Source organism: Acidiferrimicrobium sp. IK (assembly GCF_025499425.1).
Taxonomy (GTDB): domain Bacteria; phylum Actinomycetota; class Acidimicrobiia; order Acidimicrobiales; family Palsa-688; genus Acidiferrimicrobium.
Genome location: NZ_JAIMCB010000002.1, coordinates 346,890 through 369,629 on the forward strand (window position 1 = coordinate 346,890; position 22,740 = coordinate 369,629).

17 protein-coding genes are annotated in these 22,740 nt (G+C 71.6%); 2 read left to right on the top strand and 15 right to left on the bottom strand.

All coding sequences use genetic code 11. The features are described 5' to 3' along the window. Window positions 1–26 precede the first annotated feature (26 nt). The 10 genes from K6U06_RS05080 to rpsO form a co-directional block, all read right to left on the bottom strand. Window positions 27–2,555 (bottom strand): DNA translocase FtsK, encoded by a 2,529-nt coding sequence (locus K6U06_RS05080; protein WP_262320819.1) that lies wholly within the window; start codon window positions 2,553–2,555, stop codon window positions 27–29. Between the two features lie 106 nt (window positions 2,556–2,661). After that, window positions 2,662–4,323 (bottom strand): ribonuclease J, encoded by a 1,662-nt coding sequence (locus tag K6U06_RS05085; protein WP_262320820.1) that lies wholly within the window; start codon window positions 4,321–4,323, stop codon window positions 2,662–2,664. A gap of 29 nt (window positions 4,324–4,352) precedes the next feature. After that, a complete protein-coding gene (dapA, locus tag K6U06_RS05090) occupies window positions 4,353–5,258 on the bottom strand; it encodes a 4-hydroxy-tetrahydrodipicolinate synthase (protein WP_262320821.1) in 906 nt (301 codons plus the stop codon). A gap of 92 nt (window positions 5,259–5,350) precedes the next feature. Beyond that, window positions 5,351–6,472, bottom strand: coding sequence for a ferritin-like domain-containing protein (locus tag K6U06_RS05095; RefSeq protein WP_262320822.1), 1,122 nt, complete (start codon window positions 6,470–6,472; stop codon window positions 5,351–5,353). A gap of 284 nt (window positions 6,473–6,756) precedes the next feature. After that, window positions 6,757–7,626 (bottom strand): ABC transporter permease, encoded by an 870-nt coding sequence (locus K6U06_RS05100; protein WP_262320823.1) that lies wholly within the window; start codon window positions 7,624–7,626, stop codon window positions 6,757–6,759. After that, window positions 7,616–8,446, bottom strand: a complete 831-nt coding sequence (locus tag K6U06_RS05105) for an ABC transporter ATP-binding protein (RefSeq protein ID WP_262320824.1) — start codon at window positions 8,444–8,446, stop codon at window positions 7,616–7,618. Before K6U06_RS05105 ends, K6U06_RS05100 begins: the two co-directional genes overlap by 11 nt. Window positions 8,447–8,580: 134 nt before the next feature. Further along, the gene (dapB, locus tag K6U06_RS05110) at window positions 8,581–9,369 is read right to left on the bottom strand and encodes a 4-hydroxy-tetrahydrodipicolinate reductase (protein ID WP_262320825.1); all 789 of its coding nucleotides are present in this window, start codon (window positions 9,367–9,369) and stop codon (window positions 8,581–8,583) included. 22 nt (window positions 9,370–9,391) lie between these two features. Next, complete coding sequence (locus tag K6U06_RS05115; RefSeq protein WP_262320826.1) at window positions 9,392–10,636, bottom strand: M16 family metallopeptidase; 1,245 nt, start codon at window positions 10,634–10,636, stop codon at window positions 9,392–9,394. 10 nt (window positions 10,637–10,646) lie between these two features. Beyond that, on the bottom strand, window positions 10,647–13,082 hold the full coding sequence (locus tag K6U06_RS05120; protein WP_262320827.1) for a polyribonucleotide nucleotidyltransferase: 2,436 nt from the start codon (window positions 13,080–13,082) through the stop codon (window positions 10,647–10,649). 340 nt (window positions 13,083–13,422) lie between these two features. Next, window positions 13,423–13,680: a 30S ribosomal protein S15 gene (gene rpsO / locus K6U06_RS05125; protein ID WP_262320828.1), complete on the bottom strand. Its 258-nt coding sequence runs from the start codon at window positions 13,678–13,680 to the stop codon at window positions 13,423–13,425. A 251-nt stretch (window positions 13,681–13,931) separates the two neighbouring features. Here rpsO and arfB point away from each other — a divergent pair, with 251 nt between their 5' ends. Both arfB and K6U06_RS05135 read left to right on the top strand, forming a co-directional pair. Then, the gene (arfB, locus tag K6U06_RS05130; protein WP_262320829.1) at window positions 13,932–14,411 is read left to right on the top strand and encodes an alternative ribosome rescue aminoacyl-tRNA hydrolase ArfB; all 480 of its coding nucleotides are present in this window, start codon (window positions 13,932–13,934) and stop codon (window positions 14,409–14,411) included. Between the two features lie 91 nt (window positions 14,412–14,502). Continuing rightward, complete coding sequence (locus K6U06_RS05135; RefSeq protein WP_262320830.1) at window positions 14,503–16,110, top strand: gamma-glutamyltransferase; 1,608 nt, start codon at window positions 14,503–14,505, stop codon at window positions 16,108–16,110. Window positions 16,111–16,594: 484 nt separating this feature from the next. Here K6U06_RS05135 and K6U06_RS05140 read toward each other — a convergent pair whose 3' ends face one another. The 5 genes from K6U06_RS05140 to infB form a co-directional block, all read right to left on the bottom strand. Further along, on the bottom strand, window positions 16,595–17,566 hold the full coding sequence (locus tag K6U06_RS05140) for a bifunctional riboflavin kinase/FAD synthetase (protein ID WP_262320831.1): 972 nt from the start codon (window positions 17,564–17,566) through the stop codon (window positions 16,595–16,597). A 56-nt stretch (window positions 17,567–17,622) separates the two neighbouring features. Further along, a complete protein-coding gene (gene truB / locus K6U06_RS05145; protein ID WP_262320832.1) occupies window positions 17,623–18,582 on the bottom strand; it encodes a tRNA pseudouridine(55) synthase TruB in 960 nt (319 codons plus the stop codon). Next, a complete protein-coding gene (locus tag K6U06_RS05150) occupies window positions 18,579–19,073 on the bottom strand; it encodes a ribosome-binding factor A (RefSeq protein WP_262320833.1) in 495 nt (164 codons plus the stop codon). Before K6U06_RS05150 ends, truB begins: the two co-directional genes overlap by 4 nt. A 116-nt stretch (window positions 19,074–19,189) precedes the next feature. Further along, a complete protein-coding gene (locus K6U06_RS05155; protein ID WP_262320834.1) occupies window positions 19,190–19,483 on the bottom strand; it encodes a DUF503 domain-containing protein in 294 nt (97 codons plus the stop codon). A gap of 17 nt (window positions 19,484–19,500) precedes the next feature. Next, window positions 19,501–22,740 carry a translation initiation factor IF-2 gene (gene infB, locus K6U06_RS05160; protein ID WP_262320835.1) on the bottom strand — a complete coding sequence of 1,080 codons (3,240 nt, stop codon included), beginning with the start codon at window positions 22,738–22,740 and terminating at the stop codon, window positions 19,501–19,503.

Consider the following 22,740-nt stretch of genomic DNA (forward strand, 5'->3'; position numbering starts at 1 on the left):
CGACGCCGGAGCAGCGCCCGCGAGGCTCAGCTCGGGGACCGACCTTCGAGCTCCTCCACCGTCATCAGCACCGTCCGAGCCTTGGATCCCTCCGACGGTCCGACCACCCCGCGCTGCTCGAGGAGGTCCATGATCCGCCCGGCCCTGGCGAAACCGACCCGGAGCTTGCGCTGCAGCATCGAGGTCGATCCGAGCTGGCTGCGCACCACCAGGTCCATGGCCGCCTCCAGCATGTCGTCGTCATCGTCGCTGTCACCGCCTACGCCGTGGGCGCCGCCGGGGGCGTCGTCGCTGCCCTCGACGCCTTCCACGTAGCGGGGCTCGGACTGGCGCCGCCAGAAGGCCACCACCTTGCGGACCTCGTCCTCGTCGACCCACGAGCCTTGGATCCGGCGGGCCACGCTGGAGCTGGCGGTGAGCAGCAGCATGTCGCCCTTACCGATGAGCCGCTCGGCTCCCGGCTGGTCCAAGATGACCCGGCTGTCGGCCAGCGAGGACACCGCGAACGCCAGACGGGACGGCACGTTGGCTTTGATCACGCCGGTGATGACGTCGACCGACGGGCGCTGGGTGGCGATGACCAGGTGGATGCCGACGGCGCGGGCCATCTGCGCGATGCGCACGATCGACTCCTCGACGTCGCGCTTGGCGACCATCATCAAGTCGTTGAGCTCGTCGATGACGATGACGATGAACGGCAGGCGGGCGTACTGCTTGGACTCGGGGCCGTCGGGGCCGACGGGCGCGCCGAGCGGCGCCTCGGTGACCAGGTCCCCCCGGTCGTAGGCGTCGTTGTAGCCGGTGATGTCCCGGACGCCCACCTCGGCCAGGAGGTCGTAGCGGCGCTCCATCTCGTGGACCGCCCAGGACAGCGCATTGGCGGCCTTCTTCGGGTTGGTCACCACCTGGGTCAGGAGGTGGGGCAGGCCGTTGTACTGGCCCAGCTCGACCCGCTTGGGATCGACCAGGATCAGGCGGACCTGATCGGGGGTGGCCCGCACCAGCAGCGATGTGAGCACCGAGTTGATGCAGCTGGACTTCCCGGCGCCGGTGGCACCGGCGATGAGGATGTGGGGCATCGTCGCCAGGTTGGCCAGCACCGGGCGCCCGGCGATGTCCCGGCCCATCGCCACCTCGAGGGGGTGTTTGGCCTCGTGGGCCTCGGCGGAGGACATGATGTCGCCGACGGCCACCAGCTGGCGCTGGACGTTGGGCACCTCGATGCCGATGGCCGAGCGGCCGGGGATCGGCGCCAGGATACGAACGTCGGCGGCGGCCATGGCGTAGGCGATGTCGCGCTGCAAGCTGGTGACCTTGGCCACCTTCACGCTCGGGCCGAGCTCCAGCTCGTAGCGGGTGACCGACGGACCGACGGTCATGTTGACCAGGCGGGTCTCCACGCCGTGGGACGCCAAGGCGTCCTCCAGGGTCTGGCCGAGCCGCTCGATCGCCTTCCGGTCGATCTCGGTGGCCTTCGACCGCTTGAGGAGCGCGACCGGCGGCAGCCGCCACGTCCCGTCGGTCGCGGCCGGGCCGAGCGCGATCTTCATCTGCTCGGGGTCGGCGTCGTGAGCGTCGGGCGCCGGGGGGAGGGTGATGGGCACCGGCGGTCGGACGGGAGCTGCGTCCACCCCGGCGCCGTCCGGCGATGTCTCGTCGTCGACGCCGGGAGCCTCGGGCTGCCCGGTGCCGGAGGTCGGCGCCCCGGCCCCCTTCTTGGAGCGCGCCTTGCGGGCGGTGTGAGCCGCTTCGCTCTCCTGATCGTAGGGTCCGGCGGTCGGATGGCGGGCCGCGGCGTCGCCGCGGGCGTCTCTGTTGCCGGTGTCGAGCGCCCACCGCCAAGCGGCCCGGCATCCCCGGGCGACGCTGCGCAACCCGTAGGCGATCCGCCCGGCCGCGTCGCGCGCCGGGGTCCCGGTCACGACCAGCAGGGCGACGGCCAGCAGCGCCAGGAGAACGAGGGTGGCGCCCCACACGGCCAGCCCGGCGCGCAGCGGGATGCCGGCGCCGGCGCCAACCAGACCGCCCGCGCCGCGCAGCGCAGCCAGGCGGTGCGGCCAGTGGGCCGGCCCCCATGCGTTGTCGGCCAGGCCGGCCAGCGCCAGCAGCCCGACCACCGTCCCGAGCGCCACCCGCGACGGTCGCCGGTGGGCGGCGCGCGCCGACGCCGCGTCGGCGGCCTGCTCGCTGCGCCACGACGGCCGGTGCTCGCCGCTGATCAAGACCCCGCCGAGCCCGGCCAGGGCCACCGGCACCAGGTAGCGGACCCGGCCCAGAAGGTCGCCGGTCGCCGCCTTCGCCGCCCGGCCCGCCGGTCCGGCCAGGTCGCTCCAGATCCCGAGCGCGGCCAGCACGGCCAGCACGATCAGGGCCACGCCCCACACGTCGTCGGTCTGGCGGCCGAGGACCTCGCGCAGGCGGGCCCCGAGCCCCGGCCCGCGCGGCGGGCGGGGGGCGGGCCGGGTGGAGTGACGGCGGGCCGGCGCCTTCTTCTTCGGAGCGGCGCGCCGGGACGAGCCGCGTGAGGACGGAGTACGGCGAGTCGCAGTAGCCACAGCACTCACGAGCGTAACAGCAGCCACTCCAGCCACAAGGGACGATGAGCGCCACCGCTGGACGGCTGCCCCGCCGCGCCGGGGCGCGGCCGCTGGGAAGGAGGTCTCAGACCTCCATGACGACCGGGACGATCATCGGCCGGCGGCGGGTCCGCTCCTGCACGAAGCGTCCGAGGGCCGAGCGGGCCCTCCTCTTCATCGCCTCGTACTCGAAGGACCCGGACTCGGCGCCCTCGGCCAGAGCCTTCAAGACCGCGACCCTGGCCTCTTCGAGGAGGCCTTCCGCCTCGGGCGCGTACACCCAGCCACGGGTGATGATCTCAGGCCCGTTGAGCACCTCCCCCGACTTGCCGTCGACGGTGAGCACGACGATCACCACGCCTTCCTCGGCCAGCACCTTGCGGTCCCGGAGGACGCCCCGGCCGACGTCGCCGACGATGCCGTCGACGTAGAGGTAACCCGCGGGGACCTCCCCCGCGAAGTCGATGCTGTCGTCGGTCAGCTCGATGACGTCACCGTCCTCGGCGAGGAGGATCCGTCCCTCGGCGACCCCCATCTGGCGGGCCAGGCGGGCGTGGTGGCTGAGGTGGCGGAACTCGCCGTGGACCGGGATGAACGAGTTGGGGCGGGTGAGCGAGAGCAGGGTCTTCAGCTCCTCGCGCCGGGCGTGGCCGCTGACGTGGACCCGGGCCAGGCCGGAGTGCACGACCTCTGCGCCCAACCGGCACAACCCGTCGATGACCTTGCCGACGCTGGTTTCGTTGCCCGGGATGGCGTGAGACGACAGGACCACCAGGTCGCCTTCGCCGACGGTCAGCCACTTGTTGTCGCCCGACGCCATGAGGGCCAGCGCGGACATCGGCTCTCCCTGCGAGCCGGTGGAGATCACGCACACCCTGCGAGGATCGAGGTTGGAAATCTTCTCGATGTCGACCAGGCTGGCGTCGGGGATGGACAAAAGCCCCATGGACCGGGCCAGCGCCACGTTCTTGCCCATGGACCGACCGAGGGTGGCCAGGGTCCGCCCACCGGCGATGGCGGCGTCGGCGATCTGCTGGATGCGGTGGATGTGGCTGGCGAAGCAGGCGACGATGACCCGTTTGTCGGCGTGGGCCGCGAAGAGGTCGGCGAGCACCTGGCCGACGCTGCTCTCGCTGTCGGTGTGACCGTCCTCCTCGGCGTTGGTGGAGTCCGAAAGCAGCAGCCGGATCCCCTTCTCGGATGCGATCGCCCCGATGCGCGCCAGGTCGGTGGCCCGCCCGTCGACGGGGGTCAGGTCGATCTTGAAGTCGCCGGAGTGCAGGATCACGCCCTGGGGGGTGTGGAAGGCGGTGGCGAAGCCGTGGGGCACCGAGTGGGTGACGGGGATGAACTCGACGTCGAAGGGGCCGATCTTGCGCCGCTCGTTGTCCTTGACCGGGATCAGCTTGGTCCGCCCGAGGAGGCCGGCCTCCTCGATGCGGCTGCGAGCCAGGCCGAGCGACAACGAGGAGCCGTAGATGGGGAACTCGAGGTCGCGCAGCAAGAAGCTCAGGCCGCCGCAGTGGTCCTCGTGGCCGTGGGTGACGATGCAGCCCTCGATGCGGTCCCGGCGCTCGAGCAGCCAGGTGAAGTCAGGTAGGACCAGGTCGACGCCGGGCATGTCGGCCTCGGGGAACATGATCCCGCAGTCGAGGATCAGGATCCTTCCCTCCACCTCGATGCAGGCGCAGTTGCGGCCGATCTCCCCCAGGCCTCCGAGGAAGACGATCCTGACGGGGCTAGCCACAGAGGGGTCGCAGGCAGTTAGGCAGGGATTCAGACATTCAAAAGCTCCAGTTCGCGAAGGAGGGTGGTGGCCGCCTCGTCGATGCCCGACGGGGCCGGGCCGAGCGGGAGCCGGCACTGGCCGGCGGGCCGCCCGAGGGCGCGCAGGACGGCCTTGGTGGGGATGGGGTTGGGGGCGTCGTCGGAGGACTGGAACCGGTGCGACGAGATGAGCGAGGCGTTGACCGCCCGGGCCCCTTCGACGTCACCTTTCCAGAACGCCTCGGCCATCTGGGCGAGCAGCCGGCCGGCCCAGTGCGACTCGACGGAGATGACCCCGCACGCCCCGACGGCGAGCAGCGGCAGCGTATCGCCGTCGTTGCCCGAGTACAGCTCGAAGCCGGCCGGAGCGCCGGCGACCAGCCTGGCCGCTCCGGCCGGATCGGCCGTGGCGTCTTTGACCCCGGCGATGACGCCGTCGCCGGCCAGGCGCCAGATGACTTCGGGGGCGACCCGCCGGCCGGTGCGCACCGGGATGTCGTAGAGCCACACCGGCAGGTCACCGGCAGCGGCCCCGATGGCCCGCATGTGGGCCTCGATGCCGGACTGCGAGGGTCGGTTGTAGTAGGGGGTGACGGCCAGGATGCCCGTCACCCCGGCCGCGACCGCGGCTCGGGTGAGCTCCACCGAGTGGGCGGTGTCGGCGGTGGAGGTGCCCGCCACGACGGGCACGTCGACCGCGCCGGCAACGGTGCGCCACAGGTCCACTTTCTCCGTGTCCGACAGCGCCGGGCTCTCCCCTGTCGTGCCGCACACGACCAGCGCGTCGTTGCCGTTGGCTACCAGCCACCGGGCCAGTTCCGCTGCGCCGTTCAAGTCGAGGGCACCCGACTCGTCGAATGGGGTGACCATCGCGCACACAACGGTGCCGAGGCGACCGGGGCCTGGGGTTGGCATGCCCTTTACACTACCGACCCGGCCCGGGACCACCCGTCCCTATCGGTGGCGGCGGCTGTCGTCCCGAGCGGCGCAGCCCCAGACCCGGGCGGTCAGTACTGGGCCAGCTCGAAGACGGTGAACTCCTCGGCGGTGTCGGGCAGGTCCTCGAACTCGATGACGCCGAGCTCCTGGAAGCGCTCCCGCAGCCACGTGTCGCCGTTGTCGAGCAGGCCGAGCTTCTTGCAGTTGGGGACGATCTTGGCGAAGAGCATCCGCTGGAACAACTGGCGTTCCGGCGAGCGCGACACGACCTGCATGGCCTCCTTGACCGGCACGCCCATGCGTTCCCACACCTCTTGCTGCAAGAACCGGTCGCGCATGCGCACCGCGGCCTCGTATGCGAACTCCTTGCGCTCGCGCAGCTCCGCGGTGCTCAGACCGGCGTAGAACTCTTGGAGCGACAGCACGCCGAACGCTACGTGGCGGGCCTCGTCGGACATGACCATGCGCAGCAGCTGCTTGAGCAGCGGCTCGGTAGTCGTGTCGTGCAGGAAGCCGAACGCGGCGAGGGCCAACCCCTCGACCATGATCTGCATACCGAGGTAGGTCATGTCCCAACGGCTGTCGCTGATGATGTCGTCGAGCAGCATCCGCAGGTGGGCGTTGATCGGGTAGTTGCCCCCCAGCTTGTCGTTGAGGTACCTGGCGAAGACCTCCACGTGGCGGGCCTCGTCCATGACCTGGGTGGCGGCGTAGTACTTGGCGTCGATCCACGGCACGGTCTCGACGATGCGAGACGTGCAAAGCAGCGCCCCCTGCTCGCCGTGGAGGAACTGCGAGAGCATCCAGCGCTGGCTCTCCACGCCGAGCTCCAGCCACTGCGCATCCGACCAGTGCTCGAAGGGCGTGCCGCTCACGTCGATGTCGAGCCCGTTGGCGCCCATCACCTCCCGGTTGGCGGCGACCACGGCCTCCGGGTCGACGTCGGTCGACCACGGCAGATCGGTGGCGCCGTTCCACTGGGACGACTTCGCCTTCTCGTAGAGGCGGTCCAGGCGGGGCCGGGACCCCTTGGCGTAGTCCCACGTGAAGAGGGAGTCGAAGCGGGAATCGACCCGATGGTCCGCGGCGTCCACGTCGCGGTTGGAGATCGAGAGGATGGCCTCGAGATCGTTGACGTCGGACCTACCGATCAGCTGCTCGTTGGTGGCGGCGTCGCCGGTCACGGTCATCTGGAACCCCCTGTGTCCTGCACCGGCAGGTGCTGAGCTATCACTGTTATCTTAACCACTGGTCAGCAGGTGGTCCAGCCCCGCGGTCGGGCTCTGGGGTACTCCTCGATCCGACGGTGGCCGTCTGCGGGCGCCGTTGCCGCGTTGGGGGCCGTTGCCGCTGTGCGCCCCGTTGCCGCTGTCCGCCCCGTTGCCGCGTTGCCGCGTTGCCGCGACGCGGACCGCGCCCGGGGCGCCTTGCAGGCCGGTGGTCGGCCCGGTGCTCTAGGCAGAAGGCGGGTCGCTCAGCGGTCGCTGCGAGCGTGGCGGCTCCACGCCAGCAGCCAGCGCTCGAGAGCGGCGATGACCAGTGTGAGGGCGACGCCCATCGCGGCCAGGCAGATGATCGCTGCGTAGACCCGGTCGAGCTGGTTGTTGCTCGAGGCCTGGGTTATCAGCGTCCCGAGACCGGCGCTCGATCCGGGAGCGACGAACTCGGCGACGACCGCGCCGATGACCGACAGCGGCAAGCACACGCGGGCTGCCGCGAAGAGGTTGGGAAGCGCCGAGGGAAGCTGCACCCGCCATAGCGTCTCGCGCCTGGACGCATGGAGGGTAGCCATCACGTCGAGCACCCGCGGATCGCTGGAGCGCAGCCCGGTCAACGCGTTGATCAGCGCCGGGAAGAACACGATGATCGAGGTCACGATGACCTTCGGGGTCCGCCCGAACCCGAAGGCGACCACCATCGCCGGCGCCACCGCCACGACGGGGGTCACGTTGAGGACCACGGCGAGGGGCATTACCGCCCGCTGCACCACCCGGACCTGGGACATCAAGACCGCCAGTACCACTGCCGCGACGAACCCGATTCCGAGCCCGAGGAGGGCCTCGACGAGCGTCGTTCGGGCGTCGGAGGCGAACAGACCCGGGTGGTGAGCGAGTTGCGACCACGTCGCCGCCGGGCGGGGAAGCAGGTAGCGATTGTGAGTCGCCAGAAGCTGCCACACCACACCGACCACGACCAGGGCCACCAGGGCAGGAAGGACGACAGCCGCGCCCCGGCGAAGCGGGCCTGACCGGCTGTCCTCGCCGGGGGCCCCCTCGGGGGCGGGCGCCACGCCCACCAGGGCCGACGACCCCGGGTCCTGGTCGGCGCGCAGTTCAGGCGGCATCGGCCCAGCCCTTCCGCAGCGCCAGGCGGACCTGCGTCTCCGCGTCGTGGAACTCCTCGGACAGCTCGACCGCCGGTCCCCGCGGCCGGGCGATCCCGATCGTGATGTCGGCGATGATCCGGCCCGGCCGGCTCGACATCACGATGACCCGATCGGACAGGGCCACGGCCTCGGCCACCGAGTGGGTGACAAACAGCACAGTCTTGCGGTGGGCCTGCCACAAGTCGAGGAGCCGGTGGCGGACCGACTCCCTCGTCAGCTCGTCGAGCGCGGAGAACGGCTCGTCCATCAACAGCACCGGCGCACCGAACGCGAACGCCCGGGCGACGGCGACGCGCTGCTGCATGCCGCCGGAGAGCTCCGCGGGACGCTTCTCGAGGGCCTCCCCCAAGCCGACGGCAGCGAGCACCTCCGCGGGGTCCAGCGTCGCACCTTCGACGCGATGCGCACTGCTCCGGCGCCCTCCGGCCCGGTTGACCTGGAACGGGAGCCGGACGTTGTCGAGCACGCTGCGCCACGGCAGCAGCGCCGGTGACTGGGGCACCAGCCCAATGAGCTTGTCGCGACACGCCTGTAGCGGGCTGGTGTCGAGGACCCGGATGGTGCCCGAGTCAGGGGTCAACAGCCCGGCCACCAGGCGCAGCAGAGTGGACTTCCCGCACCCGCTGGGCCCGATGACGCTCACGAAGCTGCCGGGCGCGATGTCGAGATCGATGTCACAGAGCGCGGCCGTCCGGCGGTCGCCGCGCCCGAACGCCTTCGAGACGCCGACCAGCGAGATGCCCACGTCTTCGCTTCGCTGCCCGGCGTCCGGTGTCATACCGACCATGATGGTCTGCCAGTCACGATGGTCTGCCAGTCAGATGGTCTGAGAGTACGGCCGACCGGCCAGGGCCGGGTCGGCGAGCTCTGCACCGACCCGAGACCCGACTCGGTGGTCACGGCCGGAGGTCGCTACAGGCCGAGGAGGGGGTCGATCCCGACGGTGAGGCCGGGACGAGCCGCCACCGCCTTGAGAGCCAGCACCACGCCGGGCATGAACGACGACCGGTCCAGCGAGTCGTGGCGGATGGTGAGGGTCTCCCCGGTGGTGCCGAGCAGCACCTCTTGGTGAGCGACCAGACCCCGCAGGCGGACCGAGTGGATACGGATCCCGCCGGGTCCTTGCCCGCCCCGGGCGCCCGCGACGGTCTCGGAGCGGGTCGGATCCGCGGCCCACTCCCCCGACGCCGCGGCCATCCGCTCGGCGGTGCGCAACGCGGTCCCAGACGGGGCGTCGACCTTCCGGTCGTGGTGCAACTCGATGATCTCGGCGGTCTCGAACCACGGGGCGGCCAGCTCGGCGAAGCGCATCGACAGCACCGCTCCGATCGCGAAGTTGGCGGCCAGGATGCAGCCGAGCGGGCCGGTGCTCGGATAGAGGTGGGCCAGCTCTTGCTCTCCCGCCGCCCCGAGCCCGGTGGTCCCGATGACCAGGTGCAGGCCGTGCCCGGCGCAGAAGCGGGCGTTGGCCGCGACCGCGTCAGGGGTGGTGAAATCGACCGCGACGTCGGCACCCGCCGCGACCGCGGCGTCCACCTCCGCGCTGTAACGCAGCGTCGTGTCGCGCTCGCCTGGCACCTCGGTTCCGTCGCGCGCCGGGTCGATGGCGGCGACGAGGTGGAGCGCGGCGTCGGCGTCCACCGCCGCGCACACCGCGGAGCCCATCCGGCCGCCGGCGCCGATCACCGCGACGTTGATCATCGAGAGCTCCTGTCCCGGACCGTCAGTCCGACGGTCCGACGACGACGGTGGTGCGGGCCTCCGACAGGAGGGACCGGGCCAGATCGCCGACCGATTCGACGGTGACCGCGTCCAGGCGGGCGTCGAGCTCCTCGACGGTCGGCACCTCGCCGTGCACCAGCTGCGAGTGGGCGATGCGGCTCATCCGGGCGCCTGAGTCCTCGAGTCCGAGGGCCAGGGACCCCCGGAGGTGGGAGCGGGCCGCGGTCAGCTCTCCGGCGGTGATGCCTTCGGACGCCACCCGGTCCAACTCGGCGTGGATCAGCTCGAGGACCTCCTCGACCTGCCCGGGGGACGTACCGGCGTAGACCGCGAAACCGCCGGAGTGCTCGAACGCCAGCCGGTAGGAGTACACCGAGTACGCCAGCCCGCGCTCCTCGCGGATGGACTGGAACAGGCGGCTGGACATGCCACCACCGACCACGTGGTCGAGGACGGTCAGCGCGTGGCGTTCGGGATCGTCGCGTCTGGGACCGCGGACGCCGACTATCAGGTGGGCCTGCTCGGTCGGTCTGACCACCATGGCCTCGCCCTTGGTCGCCGCGCCCGGCGGGTCGCGCCGGGGGCGGGCCCCTCCAGGACGGCCGCCGTCGGCCCGGTCCAGCCCGGCTTGCAGACCGGCGACGATCTGGGCGTGGTCGATGTTGCCCGCCGCCGCGAACACCAGGTTGGCCGGCCGGTAGTGGTGGGCGTGGAACGCGGCGATCCGCTCCGGGGGCATGGCCCTGATGGTCGACTCGTCGCCGAGCACCTCGCGGCCGAGGGGGTGGTCAGGGAAGAGGGCCTCGGCGAAGACGTCGTGTACCAAGTCGCCCGGCTCGTCGCCGTGCATCAGGATCTCCTCGAGGATCACCTGGCGTTCGGCTTCGACCTCCTCGGGGCGGAACGACGGCGACCAGATGATGTCGGAGAGGATCTCCAAGCCGAGCTCGGCGTCGGCGGCCAGCGCCCGGACGTAGAAGGCGGTGTACTCCTTGGCGGTGAACGCGTTGATGTCGCCGCCCACCGCGTCGACGGTCTCGGCGATCTGGCGGGCGCTCCTCGTGGGCGTCCCCTTGAACAGCAGGTGCTCGAGGAAGTGCGATGCCCCAGAATCGGCCGGCTCTTCGTCGACCGAGCCGGTACCGACCCAGAACCCCATCGCCACCGAGCGGACTTCTGTCATCCGCTCGGTGACGACGGTCAGGCCGTTGTCGAGGGTCGTGGTGGCGAGCGCCTCCTGGGTCACCGCGCCGAAGCTAGCGGCGGCGACGGGGGTTGCGGCGGGGGCCACCGCCGCTGGCGCCGTTGCCGCCGGACTCGCCGGCAGGCCCGAGATCGCCGAAGGTGGCGGAGGCTTCCGCCTCCCAGCTCTCCTCGAAGGAGGCGACCGGAGCGGCGTCGCCCTCGTCGTCGGCTACGGCCACCGGGCTGGGGGCGGCTTCGCTGCGCCGCTCGCGCGGTTCGCGGGGCTCACGGCGCGGCGCGGGGGCGTCACCGCCGTCGTCGGCGCCTTCGCCGGTCAGTGACAGCGATACCTTGCCCTGCGGGTCGATGTCGTCGACCCTCACCTCGATGTCGTCGCCCAGGTCGACGACGTCCTCGACCCGGTCGATGCGCTTGCCCCGGCCCAGCTTGGAGATGTGGACCAAGCCGTCGCGGCCAGGGAGGATGTTGACGAAGGCGCCGAACTTGGTGATGTTGACGACCTTGCCCTGGTACACCGCGCCGACCTCGGCCTTGGGCGGATCGAGGATCAGCTCGATCCGGCGCCTGGCCTCGGCTACCGCGCCGCCGTCCTTGCCACCGATGGTGACGGTCCCGACGACACCGTCGTCGTCGACGTTGATGTCGGCGCCGGTCTCCTGCTGCAGGGTGTTGATGACCTTGCCCTTCGGGCCGATCACCTCACCGATCTTGTCGAGGGGGATCTCGAGGCTGACGATCTTCGGAGCGGTCTCGCGCACCTCGGTGCGCGGCGAGGCGATCGCCTCATGCATCACGTCGAGGATCGTGAGGCGGGCCTCGCGGGCCTGGGTGAGGGCCCGGGTCAGGACCTCCGTGGGCAGGCCGGCGATCTTGGTGTCGAGCTGCAGGGCGGTGACAAACTCGGCCGTCCCGGCCACCTTGAAGTCCATGTCACCGAACGCGTCCTCGGCGCCGAGGATGTCGGTCAGGGCGATGTAGTTGTCGTCGCTGCCGTCAGCCTCGCTCCCGGAGATCTTCACCAAACCCATGGCGATGCCGGCCACCGGAGCCTTGATCGGCACGCCGGCGTCCATCAGCGACAGGGTCGAGGCGCACACGGACGCCATGGACGTCGAGCCGTTGGACGCGAGCACCTCCGAGACGAGCCGGAGCGCGTAGGGGAACTCCTCGACCGGCGGCACGACCGGCAGCAGCGCCCGCTCCGCGAGGAGGCCGTGACCGATCTCGCGCCGCTTCGGGCTACCCACCCGGCCGACCTCGCCGTTGGCGGAGGGCGGCATGTTGTAGTGGTGCATGTACCGCTTCTTGTCGTCCACCCCGAGGGTGTCGAGGAGCTGGTCCATGCGGGGCATTCCGAGGGTGGTGACGTTGAGGACCTGGGTCTCGCCACGTTGGAACAACCCGGAGCCGTGAGCGGTCGGGATCAGCCCGACGGTCGCTGACAGCGGGCGGATGTCCGCCGGCTGGCGCCCGTCGATGCGCACCCCGGAGGAGGCGATCCGCTGGCGGACGATCTTCTTGGTCAGCGACCGGACCGCCTGCTTGATCTCCTTTTCCCGCCCTTCGAACTCGCCGGCGAGCTCGGCCACGATCTCCGCGGTGGCGACGTCAGTGGCCTTCTCCCGCTCCGCCTTGACGGTGATGGTGGACACCTTGTCGATGCGGTCGGTGCCGACCTCGGTCACCCGGGCCAACACGTCGTCGCCGTAGTCCTTCTGGGGCACGAACGCCAACGGCGGGCGGGTGCCGGCCTTGGCCACCAGCTCGCGCTGCAGCTCGATCGACTCCCGGATCCAGGTCTTGGACGCCTCGAGGCCCGCCGCGATGGCCTCCTCGGTGACCTTGGGGGCGCCGCCTTGGTACAGCTCCCACGCCGCCTCGGTGCCGCCGGCCTCGACCATCATGATGGCGACGTCGCCATTGTCGAGCTGGCGCCCGGCGACGACCAGCTCGAAGGCCGCCTCGTCACCCTCCTGGTAGGTGGGGTGGGGCGCCCACTCCCCCTCGCCGGTCCAGGCGATGCGCACCGCGCCGAGCGGGCCCTCGAAGGGGATGCCCGAGAGCATCAGCGCGGCGCTGGCCGCGTTGATGGCCAGCACATCGTGAGGGTTCTCCTGGTCGGCGCCGATCACGGTGACCACGACCTGGGTCTCGTTGCGGTAGCCGTCCGCGAAGCTCGGCCGCAGCGGACGGTCGATCAGCCGGCAGGTGAGGATGGCCTGGTCGCTCGGGCGGCCCTCCCGGCGGAAGAACGAGCCGGGGATCTTGCCCGCGGCGTACATCCGCTCCTCGACGTCCACGGTGAGGGGGAAGAAGTCGATCCCCTCCCGGATGCCGTTGGCGGCGTTGGCGGTCACGAGGACCTCGGTGTCGCCGATCCGGCCGACGACCGCGCCCTGGGACTGCTGGGCCAGGAGGCCGGTCTCGAAACTGAGCGTCTTGTCCGTGCCGGAAACGGCGGCGGAGACGGTGGTGGCACCTTCCATGGGTGCTCTCCTTTCGGTCCCGGGATGAGCCCGGGAGTAGGAGCGGCGGGGCCAGTTCCCAGTTGGAGGGCTCCCGACGCCGGCTGATGGGTGCGCCGGGGGGCCTTCGACTGGCAGCTGACCAGAGACCGCCGCTGGTCTGTTGCTTTGGTGCTGCCGGGCCATCCGATGATGTCCGGCTGCCTTGGTGCTGCCGGGCCATCCGATGATGTCCGGCGGTGCAGCGGATGCTGCACGGTGCAGCGGGGCTGCTGGGCAGCGGTGCTGCGTGGGTGCTACTGCGCCGAGTGGCCCGGCGCGACACGAGCGGCCCTTCGGCCGCTCGCTGTCAATTGCGAAGTTATCGCCGCAGGCCGAGGCGGGCGATGAGCTCTCGGTAGCGCTCGACATCGTTGTCCCGGACGTAGTCGAGGAGACGGCGCCGGCGGCCGATGAGTTTCATCAGGCCTCTGCGGGTGTGATGATCACCCTTGTGAACCTTCAGGTGCTCGGTCAGGTGGGCGATGCGCTCGCTCAGGATGGCAACCTGCACCTCCGGCGACCCGGTGTCGGTCGGATGGGTGCGGTACGTCTCGATCGTTGCGGCTTTGTCGGGCATGCAGCAGGAGTTCCTTGCGGCTGGGGTGTGTATGTCGACGTCGGCGCCGTGCGGACTGGGAGGGCAACGGGCCGGTACACCTGGGAAACAGGCGGTGGCACGATGCCTGACCCGGTCGCGTTGGCCCTCGAAGTGGAGGGAGGACGCGCTCGGCCGCAGCGGACGATCTCACAGCGTATCAGAGCCGCCTGTGCGACCCATGCCAGCTGCCCTGCTCGGGGGCCCCGGAGCGCTTCCCCGCGGCGGCAGGGGTGAACACCGAGACGCCGGAGGGTGACGATGTTACCGGTCCTGGTCCGAGGGCCGTGCTGAGGGTGCCCGGCCACCAAAGCGGCCCTGCTCCTCGGGGTCTCACCATCCCGCTGAGCGAGCTGCTGTGGCGTTTCAGCGGCGCTGGCGGCCCCGGCGGCCAGCACGTGAACACCGCCAACACCCGCGCCGAGGTCCGTCTCGACATAGCCGGTAGCCCCTCCATACCCGAGGCCGCCCGCTCGCTTCTCGTGTCGCGACTCGGAGATGTCGTGGCGGTGGCCGCCTCGGACCGGCGCAGCCAGTCGCAAAACCGGGACCTGGCCCTAACCCGCCTCACGGAACGTCTCGCCGGCGCGCTCGAGGTGCAGCGCAACCGGCGCCCCACCCGGCCAACCCGCGGCTCGGAGCGCCGGCGCCTCGAGGCCAAGAAACGCCAGGCCCAGCGCAAGCGAGAACGAGGCGGACGGTGGGAAGAATGACCACCATGGGGACCGTCCTGTGATCGCCGGAGCACCGTTGGACGGGGGGCCGGCGCCCCGCAGATGGTCCACGGGGGGTTTGGTCTGCGCGGTGGACCACCTTGCCGCGTCCGCCGGCGCCGGGATGCTCCGGGCCGGCGGCAGCGCGGCGGACGCGGCGGTCGCGACCAGCGCGGTGCTGGCGGTCACCTCCCAGCACATGTGCGGGATGGGCGGTGACCTCCTGGCAGTGGTGTCCGCACCCGGCCAGGACCCTGTCGCTCTCCTCGCCGTCGGCCACGCCGGAGCCGGGGCCGACCCGGCCCGTCTCCGCAGCGAAGGTCACGTCAGCATGCCGTTCAGGGGAGACATCCGCACGGTGACTGTCCCGGGGTGCGTGGACGGCTGGCTGTCCCTCCACGAGCGTTTCGGACGCCTCCCGCTGTCGGAGGTGCTGGAGCCGGCCACCGCTCTGGCGGCGGACGGCTTCCCGGTCTCCCCCACCTTGGCGACGTCGCTGCGCCTGGTACTCGACTTGGCGGGGGCGGAGGACTACCGGGACGCCGCCGGCCCGGACGGGACCGTCGCGCCCGGCTCGGTCGTCCGCCGTCCTGGGGTCGCTGCGGCGCTGACCGCCATCGCCGGCGAAGGCCGCGACGGCTTCTACGGCGGCGCGTTCGGAGCCGGGCTGCTGAACCTGGCCGAGGGATACTTCGCGCCTGGCGACCTGGCCACCCCGACCTCCCGGTGGGCTCCTGCCGTTTCGAGCCGGGCTTGGGGCCACGACTTGTGGAGCGCACCGCCGCCCTCTCAGGGCTACCTGGCGCTGGCCTCCGCGTGGATGGCGGCGCACACCGCGCTGCCGGGCGACCCCGACGACCCGGCATGGCCCCATCTTCTCGTCGAGGCCTCACGGCAGGCGGGCTACGACCGGTTGGCGGTGCTCCACGAAGGCGCACCGCTGCATTACGGGCCCGACGGAGCGTCCCCTCTCGACCCCAAGGCCCTCAGCCGGCGGTTGTCGGCCATCTCTGCCTCCCGCGCCGCGCCCCCGAACCTGGCTCCCGGGGAGGCCTACGCCGACGGCGACACGACAGCGGTGTGCAGCGTCGACCGGGACCGGATGGGCGTCAGCCTGATCCAGTCCAACGCGGCCGGCTTCGGCGCTCACATCGTCGTTCCCGGCGTCGGGATCTTCCTGCAGAACCGGGGAATCGGCTTCTCGCTCGAGCCCGGTTCGCCGGCGGAGTACGGCCCCGGCCGGCGTCCCCCTCACACCCTCTCCCCGCTCGTGGCCACCGACACCGACGGCGGGTTGCGGCTGGTCGCCGGGTCGATGGGCGGCGACGCCCAGCCGCAGATCCTCCTGCAGCTGGCCGCCCGGATCCTCGCGGCGGGCCAGGACCCCGCCGACGCCGTCGCCGCGGCCCGCTTCGCTCTCTCGGTGCTGCTCCCCGCCGGCGACGGCGCCCGGCGGACCGGCTTCGACACTTGGTCGGCGGGCGGCCACGTCCGCGTCGAGATCGAGGGGCACGCCCCGCCGAGTTGGTCACCCGGGCTCGCCGCGCTGGGACACGAGGTGATCGAGGCGCCGGCGTGGTCGGGCTCGTTCGGTCATGCCCATGCCATCTCGGTCAGCCCTCCCGACGGCGCCGGCCGGACAGTCCTGGCCGGCGGCAGCGATCCCCGGGCTCTCGGCGGGGGTGCCGTCGCCGGCTGAGACCGGATTCGGCCCCTCTTGGGCTGGGTCTGGGCTTGGTTGGGGGCGGTCCGGTTGGGCTGCGGCCCGATGAAACCCGCGACACACCTCGGCCGAGATGGCGGGATGTGTCGCGGCCAGCAGGCCTTTCACCCTCGCAACCCGCGACATACATCGGGTCCCGAGCGAAGGTCTGTCGCGGCTTTCATATTTTCCAGCCGGAGGCCACCCAACGCGCATCCCGGAGGCGGCCGAGCCCCCACAACGCCGACCAGCCCCGACCAGCCCCGACCAGCCCCGACCAGCCCCCACCAGCCCCGACCAGCCCCGACCAGCCCCCACCAGCGCCGACAGCGCCGGCCCAGCACCCCGACAGGCCCCGACGCTCGACAGCCCCGCCCAGCCCCGACAGCGCAAGCCCAGCACCTCACAGCCCCCAGCCCAGCCGACCACCCCGATCGACACCGCCCCGGAGGGCGGGCGCGCCCACGGCCAGCCGCCGGCTCTAGGTCGGCGGCGCCGCCAGCAGCCGGCGGGCTGCGCTGACGTCGTGGCCCATCTGCTCGATCAACGCTTCGACCGAGGCGAAAGCCTCCTGGCCCCGCAGCCGACCGACGAACTCGACCTCTGCGACCTCGTCGTAGAGGTCGTCGTCGAAGTCGAGGAGGTGAGCCTCGAGCAGCGAGAGGTCGGCGTCGACGTAGAAGGTCGGCCGCCGACCGAGCGACACCGCCGCCGGCAGGCGTCGGCCGCCGGGCCGGCGGTACCAGCCGGCGTACACGCCGTCGGCGGGGAGGGCCATCTCGAAGGGCACCGCGACGTTGGCAGTGGGGAATCCGAGGGTCCGTCCCCGCTTGTCGCCATGACCTACGACGCCGCGAACCTGGTGCGGCCGCCCGAGCAGGGACGCGGCCGACTCGACCTCGCCGGCGGCCAGCAGGCGCCGGATCCGGGTGGAGGAGACCGGCTCGATGGCGCTGGCGCCGCTGGCGTCGCGGGCCTCGGCTTGGTAGGCCCTGACCCCGGTGACCTCGAAGCCGCACTCCTCACCCATCCGGGTCAACAACTCGACGTTGCCCTTCCGCCCGTGTCCGAAGTGGAAGTCCTCGCCGACGATGATCCGTTTGACGTTCAGGCAACCGACGAGCACAGACTCGACGAAATCTTCGGCGGACTCCTCTGAGCGGGCTTCGTCGAAGCGCACGACCATCGTCATGTCGAGGCCGGTCGCGCTCAGCAGCTCCATCTTCTGCTCACGGTCGGTGAGCAGCTTGGGAGCGGCGTCGGGCCGCAGCACGCTGGCCGGGTGCGGGTCGAAGGTCACGACCGCGGAGCGGGCGCCGAGCTCGGCGGCGCTGGCACGCACCTCGTTGATGACGTGGCGGTGACCGAGGTGGACGCCGTCGTAGACGCCGATGGTTGCGACAGTGCCGGACTCCGGCCGCGGGCAGTCGCCGGGGTGGTACGCGATCTCCATCAGGGGTGGAGGCTAACTGGCCCCGGGAGCTGCACCCCACCCCGGCGTGTGAGACTTCACCCGGCCAGGACCACCGTGGGCTTCGCTCGCCCTTCGCCGTGGTTCGCGTAGACCGCGAGCAGTTCTCCGGACGGGGCGAGGACCGCCCACGGCCCTCCGCCAGCGGCGCCGAGTTCGCTCTGGGCCAGGACCCGTCCGTGGGCTATGGCGTCTATACGCTCCGGGGGGACGGTGACTGGCTCGAGCATGCGCACGGCCGCCGCTGGGGGTTGAACGTGGGTCGGTTCCAGCTCATCGAGAGGGACGGCCTCCGACAGGTCCCAGGGCCCGACCGAGGTGCGGACCAGATCCCGCAGGTGGGCGCCGCCGCCGAGCGCGGCCCCGAGGTCCGCGGCCAATGACCGGACATAGGTTCCCGACGAGCAGGTGACGTGCGCAGCGAACACCGGTCCGAGCGCTCCGGGTGCCTGCTTTTCGGGAGTCGCGGTGGGCGGCGGGCCGCCCGTCTCACCCATCGCCCGGGTTAGCTGGTTAGCAGGGGTCGGGGGTTCGGCTAGGTCAACGTCGAAGCGGGCGATGTGCACCCGTCGGGGCGGCCGCTCGACCTCGATGCCCTCGCGCGCCAGTTCGTGGAGCCGCTTCCCGCCGATCTTTATCGCCGACACCATCGGCGGGATCTGCTCGATGTCGCCGGTCAGGGCGGCTGCAGCACCTCGCGCGTCAGCCAAAGTGACATGCGTCATGTCCCATTCGCCGGTGGTCTCGCCCGAGGCGTCGAGGGTCGAGGTGGCCCGGCCGAGAACGATGCGGCACTCGTAGGACTTCGGGAGGCCGGTCAGGTACTGGAGGAGCCTCGTCGCCTGCCCGAGGCCGACCAGCAATACTCCTGTGGCGTCGGGATCGAGCGTGCCGGCGTGGCCCACCCGCCGTTGCCCGAAGATCCGCCGGCATCGGCCCACCACGTCGTGGCTGGTCATGCCGGCGGGTTTGTCGACCACCGCCAGCCCGCTGATCACTCGGGCAGACCCTCCGGCCGGTCCGCCTCGACACGGTTGCAGACGTCGGCCTCGCCGCCCCCAGAACTGTCCGCCTCGCCGCCCCCAGAGCCGGCCGCCTCGCCGCCCCCGGACGCGTCCTCCTCGCCCCGCTCCGAGGCGTCCACGTCCGCGAGATCCTCCGGCGGGTCGTCGGGTAGCGGGCCGATGTCGCGCAAGAGGTCCTCGATCCGCTGTCCAGCGGCCACCGCGGGGTCGGCCGCGAACCGCAGCAGCGGGGTCCGCTTGAGCCGCACCTGCCTGGCCACCTCGCCTTGGAGCTTGATCCTGGCTTCCTCGAGCGCCTGCGCCTCCTCCGGGTCCAGGCTCGACATGAGGACAGTCGCCGCGCCGAAGTCGGCGGCGCAGTCCACTGCTGTGACGGTGGCCATGGTTAGGCGCTCGTCGGTGTCGCCCAGCCTGGAGATGGCCTCGGCCAAGATCTCCCGGAGGGTCTCGTTGACCCGGGCCATGCGAGGGAAGCGGCGCGGCGGGGTGAAGCTTCCCCGGCGCCGGCTGGAGCTTTGACCCCCTGAGGACCGGCGCCCGGATCCGCTGCCCCCGCTCGATCGACCCGAACGGCTCGGGCTCACGAGTCGGTCTCCATCCAGTCCCGCCGGCAGGAGGTGACCTCAACCTCCGGGAACGACCACACAAAGCGCTCGACCTCGTCGAGCACCGACGTCACCTGAGGCACTGATGAGGACAGCGTGGCCATGCCGAGACCGGCTCTTTGCCAGAGGTCCTGCCACTCGACTTCGGCCGCCGCCACGCCGAAGCGGTGGCGGCAGCCGTCGAGGATGGGCTTGATGACAGCCCGCTTTTCCTTGAGCGAGTGGCTGTCTGGGAGGTGAAGCTCGACGGTGAGCGCGGCGACGTGCACGGGCGGGTCCCCGGATCCTAGGTCCGCGGGATCTCCCGCTCCTCGAAGGTCTCGATGATGTCGCCTTCTCTGAGGTCCTGGTTGTTGGTGAGGCCGATGCCGCACTCGAAGTTCTCGTGGACTTCGCGCACGTCGTCCTTGAAGCGCCGGAGGGAGGTGATGGCACCCTTCCAGATGATGACGCCGTCGCGGAGGAACCGGACCTTGGACCCTCGGGTGATGACACCGGAGCGGACGTAACACCCGGCGATGGCACCGATGCGCGGCACCCGGAAGATCTCGCGGACCTCGGCTTCGCCGGTGATGACCTCCTCGAACTCCGGGGCCAGCATTCCGATCATGGCGCTCTCGATGTCCTCGATGAGCTTGTAGATGATCTCGTAGGTGCGGATCTCGACGTCCTGGTTGGCGGCCAGGTCGCGAGCCCCGCGATCGGGCCGAACGTTGAAGCCGATGATCGTCGCGTTGGACGCTGCGGCCAGGCTCACGTCGTTCTCCGTGATCCCGCCGACGGCACGGTGCACGAAGGCCAGCTTGACCTCTTCGCGCTCCAGCTTGCGGAGACTCTCAGTGACCGCCTCGAGCGAGCCTTGCATGTCAGCTTTGAGGACCAGGTTGAGAGTGGCCGTCTCACCTCGCTGGATCTGCTCGAAGATGTCTTCGAGCTTGGCGCCGGTCCCGGTGGCAGACGACGTCCGCCGTTGATCGGCAGCCCGGTAGCGGTCCTCGCGTTGCTCGGCGATGTCGCGGGCGGTCTTGGGCTTGTCGGTGACACGAAACTCGTCGCCGGCGGCAGGGACGTTGTCGAAGCCGAGCACCTGGACGGGCATGGAGGGCGCGGCCTCCTTGACGTTGTCACCCTTGTCGTCGATGAGGGCCTTGACCCGACCCCAGGCCGCGCCGGCCACGACGGGGTCACCGACTCGCAGCGTGCCGCTTTGCACCAAGACGGTGGCCACTGGACCGCGTCCCGGGTCGAGGTTGGCTTCGAGGACGGTGCCTCGGGCTCGACCCTCGGGGTTGGCGACGAGCTCTTCGAGCTCGGCCACGACGAGGACCTGTTCGAGGAGGTCGTCGATCCCGAGATTCTGCAGTGCGGAGATCTGCACCATGATCGTGTCGCCGCCCCACGATTCGGGCACGAGGCCCTGCTCGGAGAGCTGCTGCATGACCCGGTTGGGATCGGAGTTCTCGCGGTCGACCTTGTTGAGGGCGACGATGATCGGAACGTCGGCGGCCTTGGCGTGGTTGAGCGCCTCGATCGTCTGGGGCATGACCCCGTCGTCGGCGGCCACGACCAAGATGACGATGTCGGTCACTTCGGCCCCCCGGGCTCGCATGGCGGTGAACGCCTCGTGGCCGGGGGTGTCGATGAACGTCAACAGCTGGTCTTGGTATACGACCTGGTAGGCGCCGATGTGTTGGGTGATGCCGCCCGCCTCACCGGCGACCACGTTGGTGGTCCGGATGCGGTCGAGGAGCAGGGTCTTGCCGTGGTCGACGTGTCCCATGACGGTGACGACCGGGGGGCGAGGCCGCAGGTTCTCCTCGTCCTCCTCTTCGTCGTCGAAGTACTTGGCTTGGAGCTCGGCTTCCTTTTCCTCGCCGGGATCGACGAGACGGATGTTGGCGTTGACCTCCGCCGCGAACAGCTCGATCATGTCGTCGGAGAGCGACTGGGTCGTGGTGACCATCTCGCCCTGCTGGAACAAGAACCGGACGACGTCCGCGCCGGACCGGTTGAGCTTGGGGCCGAGCTCTTGGGCCGTCGAGCCGCGCTCGACGATGACCTCACCCTCCGGGACGGGCGCGTTGGACGCCGTGTAGGTGGTGAGCTCCTGTGCCTCGAGCTCTTCGATGTTGCGACGGCGGCGACGTCCGGGTCGACGACCGCCGGCCCGGCCACGGCCACCGAAGGGGGGCCCACCGCGACCGGGGGGGCCACCGCCGGGACCGCCGCGGGTGCCGCCGGCGGGTGCGCCGGGACGGGAGAAGCCGCCTCCAGCGCCAGGTGTGCTGCGCGGGCCGCTGAAGCCGCCGGGACGGCCACCGCCGGAAGCGGGCCGTCCGGCACCGCCACCGCCAGGACCAGAGGGGCGGCCGGCACCGGCACCGGCGCCCGCGGTGCGGGGGCGGCCCGGGGGCGGCGGGATCGGCTTACCGGACTGCGACACCGGGGGGCGGCGCATGCCGGGGGGCGGCGGGATCGGCTTGCCGGACTGCGAGACAGGCGGGCCGCCGGGGCCAGGCGGGGGTGGCGGGACGGGCCGACCGCCAGGCGCAGGCCGGCGCGCCGCGCCAGCCGGGGCCGGACCGGAACCGGGCGCTGACGGGCCGGCGCCGGGCGCTGCGGACATGCCGCCGGGGGCGGCTGGCGCGCCGCCGGCAGCCGATGCGCCGGGGGCAGCAGCCACGCCGGCGACAGGAGCTGCGCCAGCGGAAGGCGCACCAGGAGCGGAAGGAGCGCCGGGGGCAGGAGCGCTGCCAGGAGCAGGCGGCGCGGCGGGTCGACCCTCAGCAGCGGGTCGGGGCGGCGCGGGCGCAGCTCCGGCCGACGCGGCGGGTGCCATCGGCGGGCGGCCCGGCGTGCCGGGTGCTGCCGGCCGGGGCGGTGATCCGGGGACCGGACGGTCGGCCGGGGGGCGCGGCGGCGTGGGGATGGAGCGGGCCTGGCCGGGAGCGGGGGGCTCGCCCGGCGCGGGCCGGGCAGGCGCCGCCGGGGCGCCGGTGCTCGCAGTGCCAGGACGCGGTGAGCTGGCCTCTCCGGGCCGGTGCGCGGGAGCGGACGGGGTCGGAGCGGACGGGCCGCCAGGAGCGGACGGGCCGCCAGGAGCCGACGGGCCGGCAGGAGCCGACGGCGCGCCGGAAGCAGGCTGGCTCGGGGTGGCGGCTGCCGGAGCGACGGGTGCTGGCGTGGCAGCCGGCGGAGCCGGCGCCTGACCTACCGGGGCGGGGGATGCTGGGGCGGGGGCGGCTGGAGCCGGGGCCGCAGGGGCGGCGGGCGCGGAGGAGGCCGGGGCGGCAGGGGCCGGCGTAGGGGCGGACTTGGCGGCCGGGACCGCATCCTCGGCGGGCTGGACGTCACGACGCAGGCCCTCGCGGTCGGCCTTGCGGCGGACCCGATCGGCCTGCTGGTCCTCGATGCTCGAGGAGTGGCTCTTGACGCCGATGCCCAGAGACACACTGAGGTCGAGCGCTTCTTTGTTGGTGAGGCCGAGCTCGCGTGCCAGCTCGTAGACCCGGATCTTCTTCGCCAA

Bases quoted from the DNA above. Each gene is read 5' to 3' on its own strand.
- dapA (WP_262320821.1), bottom strand. From the start codon at position 5,258: ATGCCAACCCCAGGCCCCGGTCGCCTCGGCACCGTTGTGTGCGCGATG.
- K6U06_RS05095 (WP_262320822.1), bottom strand. From the start codon at position 6,472: ATGACCGTGACCGGCGACGCCGCCACCAACGAGCAGCTGATCGGTAGG.
- K6U06_RS05100 (WP_262320823.1), bottom strand. From the start codon at position 7,626: ATGCCGCCTGAACTGCGCGCCGACCAGGACCCGGGGTCGTCGGCCCTG.
- K6U06_RS05105 (WP_262320824.1), bottom strand. From the start codon at position 8,446: ATGACACCGGACGCCGGGCAGCGAAGCGAAGACGTGGGCATCTCGCTG.
- dapB (WP_262320825.1), bottom strand. From the start codon at position 9,369: ATGATCAACGTCGCGGTGATCGGCGCCGGCGGCCGGATGGGCTCCGCG.
- K6U06_RS05120 (WP_262320827.1), bottom strand. From the start codon at position 13,082: ATGGAAGGTGCCACCACCGTCTCCGCCGCCGTTTCCGGCACGGACAAG.
- rpsO (WP_262320828.1), bottom strand. From the start codon at position 13,680: ATGCCCGACAAAGCCGCAACGATCGAGACGTACCGCACCCATCCGACC.
- K6U06_RS05140 (WP_262320831.1), bottom strand. From the start codon at position 17,566: ATGGAGATCGCGTACCACCCCGGCGACTGCCCGCGGCCGGAGTCCGGC.
- K6U06_RS05150 (WP_262320833.1), bottom strand. From the start codon at position 19,073: ATGGCCCGGGTCAACGAGACCCTCCGGGAGATCTTGGCCGAGGCCATC.